Genomic DNA, 15,466 nt, shown 5'->3' with positions numbered 1-15,466 from the left:
GGGTCCGGATTCAGTGCAAATCAACAACCACCTGCTCGCGCTCGTTCAAAGCGACGGCGTCGGTGTCCGTGTGTTGTCTGTCCGTCGACGGCTCGACGGTGACGCTGGCCAGTGCGTTATCGATCGCCGCAAGGAGGGCTTGCGTCTCGATCGGCTTCAGCAGAAAGTCGCTTGCGCCGGCCTTGATGGCGGTGACCGTTTTCGGAATGTCGTGGTGCGCGCTGATGAACACGACCGGCATCGGGTTGCCCATTCGGTGCAGTGCGTGCTGCAAATCCAGGCCGCTCGGACCAGGGAGTTCCAGGTCCAGCAGCAGGCACCCCGGCAACGCGTCAGGCACCGCAACCAGAAAGTCCCCAGCGCTCGGATAGCCTTTTACCTGAAACCCCGCCTGATGGAGGAGTCGCATCAACGCGGTACGGACAGCGGTGTCGTCGTCAACGACATGGATGACGGCTTCGGCGTGATGTCTCACGGTTGTCCTCCTTGTGTTGCTGGTGGAATGTCAATTCGACCGGTTCAGCGGGGCGATCGGGCCGAGGCCCACCGGCGACCGGGTAGATGCCGGCAATTGCGGGCAGCCAGACTGTGAATACGCTGCCGCCGCTTTCCCGCAGCGCTGCCGAAACGTGTCCGCCGTGCGTCGAGACGATGGTGCGGACGATGGATAGTCCGAGTCCCATGCCGTGAGGTTTGGTTGTGTACAGCGAATCGAACAGGCGCTCGCCGGCGTCGGCCGGAATGCCGTGACCGCGATCGGCGACGACGAGTTCATAACCGTGCTCCGCCAGGCGCGTCGAGATGGACAGCATGCGCTGCGCGGGAGGCGTGTCCTCCATCGCGTCCATTGCATTGATGGCGAGATTGAGCAGTACCTGCTGCAGTTGCACGCGGTCGCCCTGGACCAGGGTGTGCTCCGCCGCCAGATTTGACTCGATCGCGATGTGCCGCCTGTTGGCTTCGAGATCGAGAAAGGTCAGGGCTTCGTCAAACGCCGAATTGAGGTCGATCGGGCTCAGCTTGAGCGTGTGCTTTTGCAGGAGTGCGCGCAGTCGCTGCACCACCTGATTCGCACGCAGCGCGTCGCGACGTATGTCGGCGAGCGCGGACTGAAGTTCGCCTGTCTCGGGCTCGCCTTCGAGCATCATGCCGGCTGCGTCGGCGTTGCTCAGAATCGCGCCTAGCGGCTGCCCAACTTCATGCGCAATGGACGCGCTCAACTCACCGGCCAACGCGAACCGTCCCGCGCGAGCCAGTTCGGCTAGCCGCAGCGTTGCGTTTTCTTCGGCGATCCGGCGGCGCCGCCGTTGCCAGAGTAGAGCGGCAATGGTCAGCGCCTGCAAAAGAACGACGGCGACGGCGATCAGCACCACGCCCCGATATTCCCGCCAGAGCGTGGGCGGCACGTTGATCAGCTCACAGCCCTCCGGCAATGCGTCGGCTTGCAGTCCGAACTTTTCGATCATGCCGACATCCGCGAGACAGTGGGATGCGCTCGGGGCGGCGGTGGCGCTTTGAGGGGGCGTTTTGTCGAGCAGAATAGACGCGGCGAGTTCGCCGGTGAGGCGGCCATTCGCCTCGAAGCTGATGACCGAGCCCGCCGTCATGCCATGACCGAAGTAGGTCGGATACCAACTGTAGAGGGGAGCGCTGGAGGCCTTGGCCATCGGTGCGACGACCTCGTAGGGGAAAAAGGTTCGACCGTTACGGTCGCGATACATCGTGGTATAGAGCACCGCGGTATCGCGGTCCAGCGTAGCGAGGCGCTGCTGCAGTTCGGGTACGGTCAGGCCGCTCCAGAGCTCGACCGCCCAATCGCGGGATGGACGCGCTCGCGCGGTCTCTGCCGCACGCTGCGCGAGCCGGAGATCCAGCTTCGCTACGCCCGACACCACCACGAGGCGTCGGGCATTCGGCTGCAACGCTTCGGCCAACGCCAGCGTCCCGGCCAGATCGAAATGCCACGGTAAATACGCAAATTCGGGCGGCAGATCTTTTTGACGGGTATCGGCGATGCTGGCAATCACGACAGGTATGCCCGGCCAGATTTCGTCGTGATACTTTTTGGTGAAATCCAGTGAAAAATCGGCCAGGCCGATCACGACATCGACCTGTTTATTCTCATATTTTCTCTTCATCAGCGAGAGAAATTCGGGCAATAAATCCTCGCTATCGAATCGCAGGTCGTCGAGTGAATCGGTGTAGAACTCAACACCGTCGGGGGCGACGGCGGCAATTGAACTGCGTATTGAGCGAATCTGTTCCTGAACGGCCGGTTGCGTAGGGTCGGCGCCAGGGAGAATCACCACCCGCCATGTGTGCCCCGCATAGCTGCCCGTCGATACGCCCAGCATTAGCAGAAAAATCCAATGGATAACGCGAGCGTGTGCGCCGGCGCGCCGCTTGCGGGTAACCGCAACGATCCTCGGATTGCGTTCCTCGTTCATGGTATTTGCGAAGATTGGCGCCGCAGACACTATGCCAGACGATTTGGTAATTCGAATAGTCTTCTGTATGAAAAATGTCCATGAAAGACTAATGATTTAATGGGGACTAATTTGTCCTACCTGTACCCAATTTTCGGCCTGATGGTGGATCCGGGCCGGAAAATTGTTCAACAAATGGAACAAAAAAAGATAAATTCGCAAGCTGCGTAATTCTGAGTTTTATTAATTCTCTTAACACGTGTTCTGGCATGTGAAATGCAGGCGTTTCGCCGTTCAGGGCGACATTACTGTTTTGGCAGGGACTGTGCCGTGCTAATCAGATTTTGCGGCGCGACCCGGATAATGCCATTGCGCGGACTATCGATATCCGCAATCAACATGAACGACAAGGAGACGGTTATCGGCATGATTAACAGCAGGCGGGCCTTGCCTTTTGCATTTTCCGCGCCGTAGCCCACCAGCACATTGCAGAACACGCCGATCACCATCATTAACATCCAGGCGGCCAGCGGGATGCGATTCCACAGGGCCGCCTGGGTATAGCCCTGGGTGTTGATCACGTCGTTCATCCCGGCGATCGCGAGGGCGCTGAGCGGGTTCGGCTGGCCGGCGGCGCCGTCCCTGGCCGCGGACCACAAGTGGGTTTGCAGGTCGGCCGTGGCCGTGTCGATCTGCGCGACGCGCTGCGTGTCGCGGGTCTGGTAGAACTCGATTCGCAGCGTCAGATATTGAGTGAGGAGCGATCGAACCGCGGCGGCCTCGCCGGCTCGCAGAAGATCCGCGCGAAGGAACTCGGTCCCGATCGCATTGGCCTCTTCCTCTTCATAATTTTTTCGTTGATCGTAGCGACCCACCGCCATCGAGAGGCTGAAACCGATAACCAGCGCGAGCAGGGTCAACGTAGCCGACTGAACGAGCTTGAAGTCGTCCCGGGCCTCTGCAGCGATCGGCAGGCGAGTCCCCAGCATCGTGTTGCCGAGCCAGCCGGCAATCGACATCAGCACGATCGACACGAAGAACAGAACGATGGGATGGCTCGTGATGAATTGCATGCTTCGCTCCCTATGTCCGCAGCCCGTCCTGCCGTATCAACCGGAAGGCGAGTCGGCGGCAGGTGTTTCGGGGCGATCCGCGAAGCACTTGCGAAAATCAATGTAGTGGTCGGCGGCGGGAAAGGAAAGGGCGGAAGCCGGGATTGCCCGCCGGGGCAATCCGCTTGCCCCAAGTCCCTATGGCACGGCCCAGATTTCTGTGCGAAAGATTCGCGAGCACTGACCGGCGCACCAGACTTACCCGGCCTGTTCCTCGCGTCCCGGATGCGCGCCGATATATTGGTAGTTTTCAGTGTTCAGCCGCGAGACCCGAAGTTCCACCGCGCAACGGTTGTAGGAGTACGCAACCCGCCGGATTTCCAGTAAAGGCGTACCCGCATCGAGCGAGAGCTCACGGCTTTCGAGATCATCCGCCAGGGCGACCGTGACGCGTTCGTCGGTCTCGACCACGTTGATCGCAAACACGTCCTGGTAGAAGTTGTAGAGCGTGTTGGGACGATTGCGCAGTTTGGCCTCGGTCAAGCCCGCGAAGCGCGCCTCCGGAACGGTGATGTGTTCGATCAGCACCGTCGCGCCGTGCAATGCAAGACCATTCGTAAATTGAAATACGCGCGCGCCGGTTTCGATCCCGAGTGTGGCCGCGACCTCGCGCGAGGCGCGAGCCTTGCGAAAATCGATCAAGGTCACGACCGGATAAGCCTTGTCGCCGTCACGCCGCACGATCCGGAAGAAGCGAAAGAAATGCCGGTCACGCTGATGCATGGACACGAAGGTGCCCAGGCCCTGATGACGGATCAGAATGTTTTCGGCGCAGAGTTCGTCGATGGCCTTGCGCAGCGTGCCGATGGAGACGCCGAACCGTTCCGCCAGCCGTTTCTCCGAAGGGATGCATTCGCCGCCTTTCCATTCGCCGGCCGACAGCGCGGCGAGAATCGCACTTTTGACCTCCTTGTATCGCGTGCCCCCTAAAGCGGGTGGATTGATGACGAGCGTGCTCATGAAAACCTCTGAAATACGCGAGGCGCGCCACGCAACTCGCTAGGGATAAACCTGCCCCGATTTTAGCCGACAAACTCATCTAGTACATCTAGATGATGTGGATTCTGTCGTCAGCATGTCACACGCATTCCCGCGCACTCCGAAGCACAAAAAATCCTTGTCCTCGCAGCAAGAATTATTGGCTTTTCAAGCTGGCGGGCCGCGCTCTAACCTGTTGTTCAGTCGTTATTTTTTCATCAGAACAACGGGGTCTTCCCATTCCCATGCAATCAACCGTCAGCGAACTGCTGAGCGTCCGGGTGTGGCGCGGCGCCGAAGATGGCGCGTTCGAATCGTTCGAGGTGCCGCGTCGCGCGAGCCAGACCGTGCTCGACGTCGTGACGCATATCCAGCGCTGCATCGACGCCACGCTGTCGTACCGCTTTGCGTGCCGCGTCGGCATGTGCGGTTCCTGCGCGATGACCGTGAATGGGCGTGCCCGCTGGACCTGCCGCACGCACGTGGCGAAGGTGTTGCGCCGGCCCGGAGATACGCTGGAAATCGCGCCGCTGAATCATCTGCCGATCATCAAGGATCTGACGGTCGACATGACCGGCTTCTTCGACAAATGGCGCGACGCCCGTGGCTATTTCGCGGGCAATCGCGACCGCGGCGCGCCGCTCGAACGGGTCGATCCGGCTTCACCCGAACGACGTGCGGCGGACGCGGGCATCGAGTGCATCGGCTGCGGTGTTTGCTATGCGAGTTGCGACGTGGTCGGCTGGAAGCCGGACTATCTCGGGCCGGCGGCGCTGAATCGCGCGTGGACGCTGGTCAACGACGTGCGCGACACGCAGCAGGGCGCCCGCCACGACGCCGTGGCGACCGACGCCGGTTGCCATTCCTGTCATACGCTCGGCTCATGTACCGAACGGTGCCCCAAGGCGCTGGCGCCCACCGCCAGCATCGCCGGTCTCAAACGCGCGACACGGTCCGCGCCAAAGGGCGGTGCGCGATGAAGCGCGGGCTCGATGCGTGGTGGTGGCAGCGGCTCTCCGCGATGGTGTTGACGCTGTGCGTCGGCGTGCATCTGGCCACGATGATCTGGGTCGTCCACGGCGGCCTGCGCGCGGTGGACGTCGTCTCGCGCTTGCACGGCAATCTGGCGTGGGGCGCGTTCTATTCGGTGTTCGTGCTGGCGGCGGCTGTGCATGTGCCGGTGGGCCTGCGCCGGATCGCCGACGAGTGGTTGCGCTGGCGAGGCGCGTGGGCCGCGCGGGCCAGCCTCGCCGTGGGCGTCGGGTTGGCGTTGGCGGGTCTACGCGCGGTCTATGCGCTGATCGCCGGGGCGCCGGTATGAGCGCACAGCCGACCACATCCACGGCCACAGCCACGGCAACGGCCACGGCAACGGCCACGGCAACGGCCACAGCCACGGGAACGCGCGCGCGCGCCGTCGCGCCGGGCCGCAAGCTCGACTTCCGTGCCCGAAATCATCCCGCGTGGTGGGCGTTTCTGGTTCACCGGCTGTCCGGCCTCGCGCTGGCGTTCTTCCTGCCCGCGCATTTCTGGGCGCTCGGCACGGCGTTGAACGGGGCGGCGCGCTTCGAATCGTTTCTGGTCGTCACGCGTTCGCCGGGCTTCGTGTTCGCCGAATGGGGGCTCGTGACGTTGCTCGCGGCGCATCTGATCGGCGGCGTGCGCCTGTTGCTGATCGAATTCCGGCCGTGGAGCGGCTTGCGCAAGGATCTGATCGCGCTGACCGCGGGCGGCGCGTTTGTCATCGGTCTGGCGTTTGCGCTCTCGCTCAGCTTGTGAGCGTATTGCACGAGGTTTTCAATGGAAACTGCAACGAAACTCGAAGTGGCCTTCAGCGTCGATTACGCGCAGCTCGAAGAGGTGGCGAAGACGCTGTACATCCGCTCGCTGAAACTGCTGCCGCCCGACATCAAGGCCGGCATCGCGGCGCTCGAAACCGGCGAGCGCAACGATACGGCGCGGCGCGTGCTCGGGACGATGCGACAGAACATCGCGGTGGCCGAGCAGGCCGACAATCTGCTTTGCCAGGATACCGGGCTGCCGATCTACAACGTCGTGATAGGCCAGGGCACGCAGTTCGACGGTGTGCGTCTGAAGGCGGCGATTCGCGACGGCTGCGCGCGCGCCACGCGGGAGCATCCGTTGCGTTCGTCGGTGGTGCATCCGCTCACGCGCCACAACGAGCAGAATTCCTGCGGCGCCGGCGTCCCCGTGATTCACATCGATTTCGACGATACGCCGGGGACGCTCTCCATCGAAATGATTCCCAAGGGCAGCGGCTCGGAAAACAACTCGTTCCTGCGCATGGCGATTCCGGCGGAGGGCGTCGACGCGATCCGCCGGTTCGTGATCGATTGCGTGGTGGAGGCGGGCGGCAAGACCTGCCCGCCGACGATCGTCGGCGTGGGAGTGGGCGGCACCTCGGATCTGTGCGTGGCGCTCGCCAAGCGCGCGGCCACGCGGCCGCTCGGCACGAGCTGCGCTGACGAACATGGCGCGGCGCTCGAACGGCAATTGTCGGCGGCAGTCAATCAACTGGGCGTGGGGCCGCAGGGGCTCGGCGGCGACTCGACCGCGTTCGCGGTTCATATCGAACTGGCGGCCACGCATATCACCATGAACCCCGTGGCTGTCAACATGCAGTGTCATTCGGCGCGCCGGGCACGCGCCACGCTGACCGCCCAGGGAGTCGACTATGGCTACTGACACGCTGCCCACCGGCACGCATCACACGCTCGCCATGCCGGTCGGCGAAGCACAGATACGCGCGTTGCGCATGGGCGATACGGTCACGCTCGAACACACGCTGTTCGGCATTCGCGACGCCACCCAGATCCAGATGTTCGACCACGGCCGCAAGACGCGCTTCGATCTGCGCGGCCATGCGGTGATTCACACCGCGCCCAATGTGCGCCGCGTCGACGTCTCGCCCGAGCATCCCGCGGGCTATCAGCCGGTCTGTATCGGCACGACCACGTCCGCGCGCATGGAGCGTTTCACCGCACCGCTGATGCGCGCCTACGGCGTGCGCGCGGTGATCGGCAAGGGCGGCCTCGGCGCGGACTCGAGCGCGGCCTTCGTCGAGTTCGGCGGTGTCTATCTCGCGATCGTCGGCGGGACCGCCGCGTTGGAGACCACCTGGATCGAGCAGATCGAAGACGTGGACCTCGACGACCTCCACCCCGAGTCGCTGTGGCGTTTCCGGATCCACGGTTTCGGGCCCTTGCTGGTCGCTATGGACAGTCACGGCGGCAGCCTCTATACCGCGGTCCAGCAGAACACGCGGACGCAGCGCGACGCCGTGCTCGCCTCGCTCGGCATTCGCACGGCCGACCCGGCCGGGAGCGCGCCCCGATGAAACAGGTCGATACCGACATTCTGATCCTGGGCAGCGGCGGCGCAGGTCTCTTTGCCGCACTGCATGCGCAGGCGGCGGCGCCGCACTTGCGCATCACCGTTGCGGTGAAGGGCCTGCTCGGCAAATGCGGCTGTACGCGCATGGTGCAGGGCGGCTACAACGTGGCGCTGGCGCCGGGCGATTCGATCGAGCGGCACTTCATGGATACGATCGAGGGCGGCAAATGGCTCTCGAACCAGGACCTCGCATGGATGCTCGTGACCGGCGCCGTCGAGCGGATTCGTGAACTCGAAAACGAACTGGGCTGTTTCTTCGATCGCAATCCGGACGGCTCCGTGCGGCAGAAGGCGTTCGCCGGCCAGACCTTCGACCGCACCGTGCACAAGGGCGACCAGACCGGCATCGAGATCATCAACCGGCTCGCCGAGCAGGTGTGGGCGCGCGGCATCGACCGGCTGGAGGAATATCGCGCGGTGGAGTTCATCCGCAGCCGCGACGCCCAGACGCTTGCCGGCGTGCTGATGATCGACATGCGCAGCGGCGAGTTCGTGTTCGTGCGCACGCAGGCCGTGCTGCTTGCCACCGGGGGCGGCCCGACCATGTACCGCTATCACACGCCGAGCGGCGACAAAAGCTGCGACGGCATGGCCATGGCTTTGCGCGCCGGCCTCACGCTGCGCGACATGGAAATGGTGCAGTTTCACCCGACCGGCCTGCTGGCCGGCGCCGATACGCGCATGACCGGCACGGTGCTGGAAGAGGGGCTGCGCGGCGCGGGCGGCTACCTGCTGACGGGCGCGGGCGAGCGCTTCATGGAGACTTACGACCCGCGTGCCGAACGGGCGACGCGCGACGTGGTGTCGCGCAGTATCTTTCGCGAATTGCGCGCCGGCCACGCGACGCCCAACGGCGGCGTCTATCTGCAGATGCATCACCTCGGCGCCGACAGTGTGCGCGCGCGCTTCAAGGGCATGGTCGAACGCTGCGCCGACTGCGGTTTCGATCTCGCCGGCGGTCTCGTCGAAGTCGTGCCGACCGCGCACTACATGATGGGCGGCGTCGTGTTCGACGCGAACTGCGCGACCACCTTGCCGGGTCTGTTCGTCGCGGGCGAGGACGCGGGCGGCGTGCACGGCGCGAACCGGCTGGGCGGCAACGGCGTGGCCAATTCGACGGTGTTCGGCGGGATCGCCGGCGATACCCTGGCGGCCTGGGTGCCGCGCCACGGTCAGTTCGCCGAGGTCGATACGGACGCGCTGAACGCGGCCATGATGCGTTGCAACCGGCCGTTGCGTACGGCGCGCGGCAATCTCGAACCGATCCGCGACGCGCTCGCCGAAGTCATGTGGAACGACGTGGGGATTCTGCGCGACGCCGCCGGACTCGAACGCGCGAAACAGCGGCTCGTGGAACTGGACCAGCAACTCGATGAAACCGGTATCGACGGTCGCGACCTGCGCTTCAATCTGTCGTGGCACGACTGGATGAACCTGCGCAATCTGATTCTGGTGAGCCGCGCGATCACGGAGTCGGCGCTGCTGCGGGAGAATTCGCGCGGCGCGCACTATCGCGAGGACTTTCCGGAAGCGGGCGATCTGGAGACCTCCGACTACATGTGTCTGCGACTCGACGGCGAGCGCTTCGCGGCAAGCCGCCGGCCGGTTCAGTTCACGCGCGTGCGACCCGGCGAATCGCTGATCGGCGAGGCCAGTTCGGCCGTATCCATGAAGTGACGTTTCACCGCGTCGGTGAACGCTTCGCGTGGATGATCGCGCCGTTCGAGCAAGCCGACCCGGCGCGGCGCGATGCGCTCCGGCAAGGGCGTGACCCGCAGGCCGGTTTCGCGGGTCCAGTTCGCATTGGCGAGCAAGGGCACGATGGAAACGCCGAAGCCGCGCCGCACCATCTCGGATATGGCCTCGATCGAATTCAGCTCCATGATCTCGTGGCCGTCGAAGTCGAGTTGACGCAGTGCGTTGTCGACCAGCACGCCGGTCCACGTGTGACGGTCGAAGCGGATCAGCGGCTCTTCGAGCAGCGCTTCGATCGAAGCGTGCTGGCCGCCGGCGGACGAAATCAGCACCATCGGCTCGCTGTACAGCAGGGTCCATCGGAGTGTGGCGGGCAATCCGGAGGGCGCCTGCGCGACGATCGCCGCATCCAGTTCGCCGCTTTCCACCCGCGCGGCAAAGTCGCTCGACAAGCCCGTAAACAGTTTCAGATCGAGACGCGGATAGCGTTGCTTGAGCTTGAGCATGGCGTCGGCGAATGCGCCCATCAGCGAGGAAACGAGTGCGCCGACCCGCACCGTGCCCGACAGTTCGCCAGCATCGCCGACCGCGAGAATCTGCCGGTAGTGGGCCACCAGCGTTTCGGCCAGCGGCAGCACGGCGCGCCCCTGCGCGCTGAGCGACACCGAACGGGCCGCGCGATCGAACAGCACGAGATCGAGATCGCGCTCCAGCGAGCGCATCTGCAGGCCGACCGCCGCCTGCGTCAGGCACACTTCCTCGGCGGCACCGGCGAACGAGCCATGCCGCACCACCGCGAGAAACGTGACGAAATAGCGAATCGCGCTCACGACGACTCCGCGCTATTGCATACCCCAGCGCTGCACGGTGTGGCGCTCGAGTACGCGGAAAATCAGGTTCTCGACGGCCAGCCCGATCAGGATCACGGTGAACAGCCCGGCGAACACGTTGGCGATGTCCAGCAGGTTCTTGTTCTCGTAGATGAACCAGCCGAGCCCCCCTGAACCCGAACTCACGCCGAACACGAGTTCAGCGGCGATCAGCGTGCGCCACGCGAAGGCCCAGCCGATTTTCAGTCCGGTGAGAATGCTGGGAAAGGCGGCGGGCACGAGAATTTGCAGCACGTAGCGGCCGCCGCGCAAGCCGTAATTGCGTCCGACCATCTTCAGCGTATTGCTCACCGAGAGAAATCCCGAGTGCGTGTTGAGCGCGACCGACCACGTCACCGAATGCACCAGCACGAAGATCAGGCTGCCGTTGCCGAGACCGAACCAGATCAGCGCGAGCGGCAGGAGCCCGATGGCGGGCAGCGGGTTGAGCATCGAGGTCATCGTCTCCAGAAAGTCGGTGCCGATGCGCGACGTAATGGCGGCCGCGGTGAGCAACGCCGCGAGCACAATGCCGACCGCGTAGCCGATCAGCAGAACATGGATCGAGGCCCATGCCTTGCCCGGCAATTCGCCGCTCGCAATGCTTTTGAAGAACGCTTCGAGCGTCGCGCTGAAGGTCGGAAACAGCAGCGGGTTGTTCAACACCCGGCCGTAGATTTCCCAGATGCCCGCCAGCACCGCCAGGATGATCAGCTTGCGGATCCAGGCCTGGTTGTAGAGCCGCTCGAATGGCGACAACGGCTTTTCGACCACGCTGAATTCGCGCGTCTCGGACGGCTCGCGAACCACCTCGGAGCGCGGCACGGTGGGTGCGGCGTTGCGATGTGCGGCGCCGCCGCGGGTCAGCATGTCAGACATTTTCCGCCCTCTCGATCTCGTCTTCGAACAGCATGTGCTGAATCCGCTTTTCCAGCGCGATCGCGGCTTCCGGGGTTGCCGCGGTTTCGAGTTCGGCCTTCACCTGGCCGGGATGCGGCGACAACAGCAGAATCCGGCTGCCGATCTTGATCGCCTCCGGAATCGAATGCGTAACGAACAACACGGTGAAGCGCGTTTCGTCCCACAGGGTCAACAGTTCGTCCTGCATCTTGCGGCGCGTGAGGGCGTCGAGTGCGGCGAACGGCTCGTCCATCAGCAGGATGTCGGGCTCCATCGCCATGCCTCGCGCAATCGCCACGCGCTGCTTCATGCCACCGGACAGCGTGTGCGGATAGCTGTCGGCGAAGGAGGCGAGATTGACTTTGTCGATGTAGTGCATCGCGCGTTCTTCGACCTCCCTGGCGGGCAGGCGGTGCGAGGCCTGCAGCGCGAACATCACGTTCTGTCGAACGGTTTTCCACGGCAACAACTGGTCGAATTCCTGAAACACCATCATCCGGTCCGGGCCCGGCCGCGTGACCGCTTTGCCCTTGAGCGAGATCGTGCCTTCGGTGGGTGCAAGATAGCCGCCGACACTTTTCAGCAAGGTCGACTTGCCGCAACCGGACGGACCGAGCAGCACGAAGCGATCGCCGCGAAACACGTCGAAGTCGACGCGGTAGGTGGCCATCACGAGCGTTTTCGGCGTCTTGTATTGCAGCGTCACGCCGCGCACCGAGAGCAGGGGCGAGGTGTCGGGGTAGGGCGTGGCTTCGGTGGCGGCGCGCATCTCAGCTTCCTGATAACGATTGGGCGGTCGGAAAAAACATGTCTTTCCACGATTGCGGTCTGGACTTGATCAGCCCGGTGCGCGCCATGAAGTCGGCGTATTTGATGGTGTTCTGCGGCACCGTGGTGAACGACACGTCGGGCGACGAAATCATTTTCTCCACTTCGTCCACGCTGCTCTTCTCCTTCGAAATGCGCAGATACGCGACGGCCGCCGCATGCTTGTCGTGGTTGATCCAGGCTTCGGATTCGTCCAGTGCGTCCATGAACGCCTTCGTCAGCTTCGGGTTGTCCTGATAGAAGCGCGCCGTACACCAGACGAGATTGAAACTCGACTTGCCGCCCAGCACGTCGTAGGAATTCAGCACGGTATGCACGTTGGGCTTTTGCAGTTCCTGTTCCTGAAACGGCGGCGATCCGAAGTGCGCGGTGACTTCGCTACTGCCGGACAACAGGGCCTGTTGCGCGTCCGGGTGCGAGAGCGACACGGTGTATTTGTCGAGCTGCCCCTGATTGCCCGCACCGAACGCCTTTTCCGCGGCCATCTGCAAGGTGATCGCCTGAATCGACACTTTGGCGGCCGGCAGCGCGATCTTGTCCTGGCCGGTGAAGTCCTTCACCGTTTTGACTTTGGCATTCGTCGTGTTGAGCAGCAGCGGCATCGAGTTGATCGCCGACAGCGCCTTGACCTCGACCGAGGTCCCCCGGGTGCGGGACCACAGCAGCACGAGCGGGGCGACGCCGCCGGAGGCGATCTGCAACGAGTCGGACAGGAGCGCGTCGTTCATCACGTTGCCGCCGGCGAACTCGACCCAGGACACCTTCAGGTCCTTGATGCCCAGTTGCGCGGCATGCTTTTCGAGGAGCTTCTGATCCTGCATGACCATCAGCGGCAAATAGCTGACGCCATATTGCCGGGCGATCTTCACCTCGCTGAGCTCCGCCCGCGCGGCGCCGGCGGCAAGCAGGCCGGACACCAGACAGACCACGCTTATCAGGCGAACCACGCGCTTCACGCCGATGGCCGGCGCCTCCGCGTATCGGGACGCGCCGCACCGGCGCATGACAACGGCGGACAGCCGCCGGCAGGTGGGTGCGGGCGCGGCCCACAACCTGACGAGAGGGGCAAGCATCATGCGTGTCTCCTGGGGCGGATCGTGCGTCGTGTGCGCACTGTGTGCCGGCGTCGTTGCAGCGCATTCAGGGTTCGGGAACTCGTGCCGCCGGGCACCAGATGAGGGCGTGTTATTTAGGTCATCTGTATGACTGCGAAGTCTAGGCGATGATTCGCCCGAAATCAAACTGGTAGAAACGCGGTCTGGTTCGCGGCGTGGTCCGCGCACCCTTCGACGCTCGCCGCCACGCGCGCACGCTCGCCGTAACCCGCATGGGAAAGCCTCGGCTACTGGAAAACACTCATCTAAGACATATATATGACCTAGTTGACATGCGCAAACCTGCCGCCTAATATCAATTCACAGCAACGCGCTTGACGCGCTGCCCCAGCGGCACCCACACCGCATTCCACAGACGAACGGAGACGCTAATGAGCAATCCCACGGCAGACATCAACGGCAGCGCGGCGGCAGGTGCCGCGTCCGAGCGGAAGACGATTCACATCGTCCTGCACGAGGCAAAAGATACGGTCGGCGTGGCGGTCGTCGAGGGCATCAAGGCAGGCACGCAACTGAACGCATGGATCATGGACGACGACGAGGTCGTCAGCTTCCCGGCCAAACAGGACATTCCGATCGGTCACAAAGTGGCGCTGAAAGACATGGCGGTCGGCGACACGGTGTTCAAGTACGGCGTGGATATCGGCAAGGTGGTCGCGCCGATCAGCGCGGGCGAGCATGCCCACGTGCACAACATCAAGACGAAACGCTGGTGAGAGCGGGCCGTGCCCGCGAGCGTTCGCGCTTGCCCGCCAGTGCGTGAACCACGCACCGGGCGGCGCGGAACCGCGTCGGATCGCCCGCAGCGAGCCGAACCAGACTGAACCGAACCGAACCGAACCGAACCTGAACGAGAGACCCATCATGAGCGTGATAGATCTGGATACGACTTTCCGCGGCTATCGTCGCGACAACGGCCGCGTCGGCGTGCGCAACCACGTGATCATTCTGCCGGTCGACGATCTGTCGAACGCGGCGGCGCAGGCTGTCGAGCACAATATCAAAGGCACCATGGCGCTGCCGCATCCGTACGGGCGGCTGCAGTTCGGCGCCGACCTCGACCTGCATTTCCGTACGCTGATCGGCGCGGGCAGCAATCCCAATGTCGCGGCGGTGATCGTGATCGGGATCGAGGAAGGCTGGACCAAGCGTGTGGTCGACGGCATCGCCAAAACGGGTAAACCGGTGATGGGTTTCGGCATCGAATTGCATGGCGACCATGACACGATCATGCGCGCCTCGAAAGCGGCGAAGGAAATGGTGCAGTACGCCACCTCGCTCGATCGCCAGGAATGCCCGATCTCGGATCTGTGGGTCTCGACCAAATGCGGCGAGTCGGACACCACGTCGGGCTGCGGCGCGAATCCGACCGTCGGCAATGCGTTCGACAAACTGTACGGCCTCGGCACCACGCTGGTGTTCGGCGAGACCTCCGAGTTGACGGGCGGCGAACAGATCGTGGCGGCGCGCTGCGCGAACGACGGTGTGCGCGAGCGCTTCCAGTTCATGTTCGACCGCTACCAGGAGATGATCAACCGCTGGAAGACCGACGACCTCTCCGAGTCGCAGCCGACCAAGGGCAACATTGCCGGCGGCCTCACGACCATCGAGGAAAAGGCGCTCGGCAACATCCAGAAGATCGGCAAGAAATGCATGGTGGACGGCGTGCTGGACAAAGCCGAAGAGCCGACGCATGCGGGGCTCTGGTTCATGGATTCGTCGTCGGCGGCCGCGGAGATGGTGACGCTGTGCGCGGCGTCGGGCTTCGCGGTGCATTTCTTCCCGACGGGCCAAGGCAATGTGATCGGCAACCCGATCGTGCCGGTCATCAAGATCTGCGCCAATCCGCGTACGGTGCGCACCATGGGCGAGCATATCGACGTCGACGTGACCGGCATCCTGCAGCGCGAACAGAACCTCGACCAGAGCGGCGACAAACTGCTCGAGTGCATGATGGCGACGATCAACGGGCGTTTCACGTCGGCGGAAGCACTCGGCCACCGCGAGTTCGTGCTGACGCGCCTGTTCGAAAGCGCCTGATTCCGGCGGCCTGGCCGCTCCGCGAGCCTGTGCGACCGGAGCGGAGCGCGATAGTCCGGCGCAGGCCGGCACGGAGAACGGCTGTCATG

At 63.6% G+C, this 15,466-nt stretch carries 16 protein-coding genes; 8 read left to right on the top strand and 8 right to left on the bottom strand.

Annotation, left to right across the window (positions count from 1 at the left end; translation table 11 throughout):
* Positions 1-10 precede the first annotated feature (10 nt).
* The 4 genes from FA94_RS01245 to FA94_RS01230 all read right to left on the bottom strand — a co-directional run bounded on the left by FA94_RS01245 (position 11) and on the right by FA94_RS01230 (position 4,498).
* Positions 11-475 carry a response regulator transcription factor gene (locus FA94_RS01245; protein ID WP_035549016.1) on the bottom strand — a complete coding sequence of 155 codons (465 nt, stop codon included), beginning with the start codon at positions 473-475 and terminating at the stop codon, positions 11-13.
* Positions 438-2,354, bottom strand: a complete 1,917-nt coding sequence (locus FA94_RS01240; protein ID WP_051980258.1) for a sensor histidine kinase — start codon at positions 2,352-2,354, stop codon at positions 438-440. The genes FA94_RS01245 and FA94_RS01240 overlap by 38 nt, the downstream gene beginning before the upstream one ends.
* Positions 2,355-2,731: 377 nt before the next feature.
* Positions 2,732-3,499 (bottom strand): bestrophin-like domain, encoded by a 768-nt coding sequence (locus FA94_RS01235; RefSeq protein ID WP_035546073.1) that lies wholly within the window; start codon positions 3,497-3,499, stop codon positions 2,732-2,734.
* 237 nt (positions 3,500-3,736) lie between these two features.
* A complete protein-coding gene (locus FA94_RS01230; RefSeq protein ID WP_035546071.1) occupies positions 3,737-4,498 on the bottom strand; it encodes a GntR family transcriptional regulator in 762 nt (253 codons plus the stop codon).
* 263 nt (positions 4,499-4,761) lie between these two features.
* On the opposite strand from FA94_RS01230, the gene FA94_RS01225 reads away from it, so the two are divergent.
* From FA94_RS01225 to FA94_RS01200, 6 genes are read left to right on the top strand one after another with little or no spacing between them, the layout of a single operon-like run.
* Positions 4,762-5,496, top strand: a complete 735-nt coding sequence (locus tag FA94_RS01225) for a succinate dehydrogenase/fumarate reductase iron-sulfur subunit (protein WP_035546069.1) — start codon at positions 4,762-4,764, stop codon at positions 5,494-5,496.
* A complete protein-coding gene (locus tag FA94_RS01220) occupies positions 5,493-5,837 on the top strand; it encodes a succinate dehydrogenase/fumarate reductase transmembrane subunit (RefSeq protein ID WP_035546067.1) in 345 nt (114 codons plus the stop codon). The genes FA94_RS01225 and FA94_RS01220 overlap by 4 nt, the downstream gene beginning before the upstream one ends.
* Positions 5,834-6,295: a succinate dehydrogenase, cytochrome b556 subunit gene (gene sdhC, locus FA94_RS01215; RefSeq protein ID WP_081935630.1), complete on the top strand. Its 462-nt coding sequence runs from the start codon at positions 5,834-5,836 to the stop codon at positions 6,293-6,295. Before FA94_RS01220 ends, sdhC begins: the two co-directional genes overlap by 4 nt.
* Before the next feature lie 21 nt (positions 6,296-6,316).
* A complete protein-coding gene (locus tag FA94_RS01210) occupies positions 6,317-7,222 on the top strand; it encodes a fumarate hydratase (RefSeq protein WP_051980256.1) in 906 nt (301 codons plus the stop codon).
* Positions 7,212-7,874, top strand: a complete 663-nt coding sequence (locus FA94_RS01205; protein ID WP_051980254.1) for a fumarate hydratase C-terminal domain-containing protein — start codon at positions 7,212-7,214, stop codon at positions 7,872-7,874. Before FA94_RS01210 ends, FA94_RS01205 begins: the two co-directional genes overlap by 11 nt.
* Positions 7,871-9,607 carry an L-aspartate oxidase gene (locus tag FA94_RS01200; RefSeq protein ID WP_035546065.1) on the top strand — a complete coding sequence of 579 codons (1,737 nt, stop codon included), beginning with the start codon at positions 7,871-7,873 and terminating at the stop codon, positions 9,605-9,607. The genes FA94_RS01205 and FA94_RS01200 overlap by 4 nt, the downstream gene beginning before the upstream one ends.
* On the opposite strand, the gene FA94_RS01195 is transcribed toward FA94_RS01200, so the two are convergent.
* The 4 genes from FA94_RS01195 to FA94_RS01180 are packed head-to-tail and all read right to left on the bottom strand — an operon-like array spanning position 9,538 to position 13,298.
* Positions 9,538-10,455 carry a LysR substrate-binding domain-containing protein gene (locus tag FA94_RS01195; protein WP_035546063.1) on the bottom strand — a complete coding sequence of 306 codons (918 nt, stop codon included), beginning with the start codon at positions 10,453-10,455 and terminating at the stop codon, positions 9,538-9,540. The genes FA94_RS01200 and FA94_RS01195 overlap by 70 nt on opposite strands.
* Positions 10,456-10,467: 12 nt before the next feature.
* Positions 10,468-11,373 carry an ABC transporter permease gene (locus tag FA94_RS01190; RefSeq protein ID WP_035546061.1) on the bottom strand — a complete coding sequence of 302 codons (906 nt, stop codon included), beginning with the start codon at positions 11,371-11,373 and terminating at the stop codon, positions 10,468-10,470.
* Complete coding sequence (locus FA94_RS01185) at positions 11,366-12,163, bottom strand: ABC transporter ATP-binding protein (RefSeq protein ID WP_035546059.1); 798 nt, start codon at positions 12,161-12,163, stop codon at positions 11,366-11,368. Before FA94_RS01185 ends, FA94_RS01190 begins: the two co-directional genes overlap by 8 nt.
* A gap of 1 nt (position 12,164) precedes the next feature.
* Complete coding sequence (locus tag FA94_RS01180; RefSeq protein ID WP_231584825.1) at positions 12,165-13,298, bottom strand: ABC transporter substrate-binding protein; 1,134 nt, start codon at positions 13,296-13,298, stop codon at positions 12,165-12,167.
* Positions 13,299-13,708: 410 nt separating this feature from the next.
* On the opposite strand from FA94_RS01180, the gene FA94_RS01175 reads away from it, so the two are divergent.
* Positions 13,709-14,053: a UxaA family hydrolase gene (locus FA94_RS01175; protein ID WP_231584824.1), complete on the top strand. Its 345-nt coding sequence runs from the start codon at positions 13,709-13,711 to the stop codon at positions 14,051-14,053.
* Positions 14,054-14,201: 148 nt separating this feature from the next.
* A complete protein-coding gene (locus tag FA94_RS01170) occupies positions 14,202-15,377 on the top strand; it encodes a UxaA family hydrolase (RefSeq protein ID WP_035546058.1) in 1,176 nt (391 codons plus the stop codon).
* The last annotated feature ends 89 nt before the right edge of the window (positions 15,378-15,466 follow it).

The organism is Burkholderia sp. 9120 (genome assembly GCF_000745015.1).
GTDB lineage: Bacteria > Pseudomonadota > Gammaproteobacteria > Burkholderiales > Burkholderiaceae > Paraburkholderia.
This window is presented reverse-complemented; position numbering and strand designations above follow the sequence as displayed.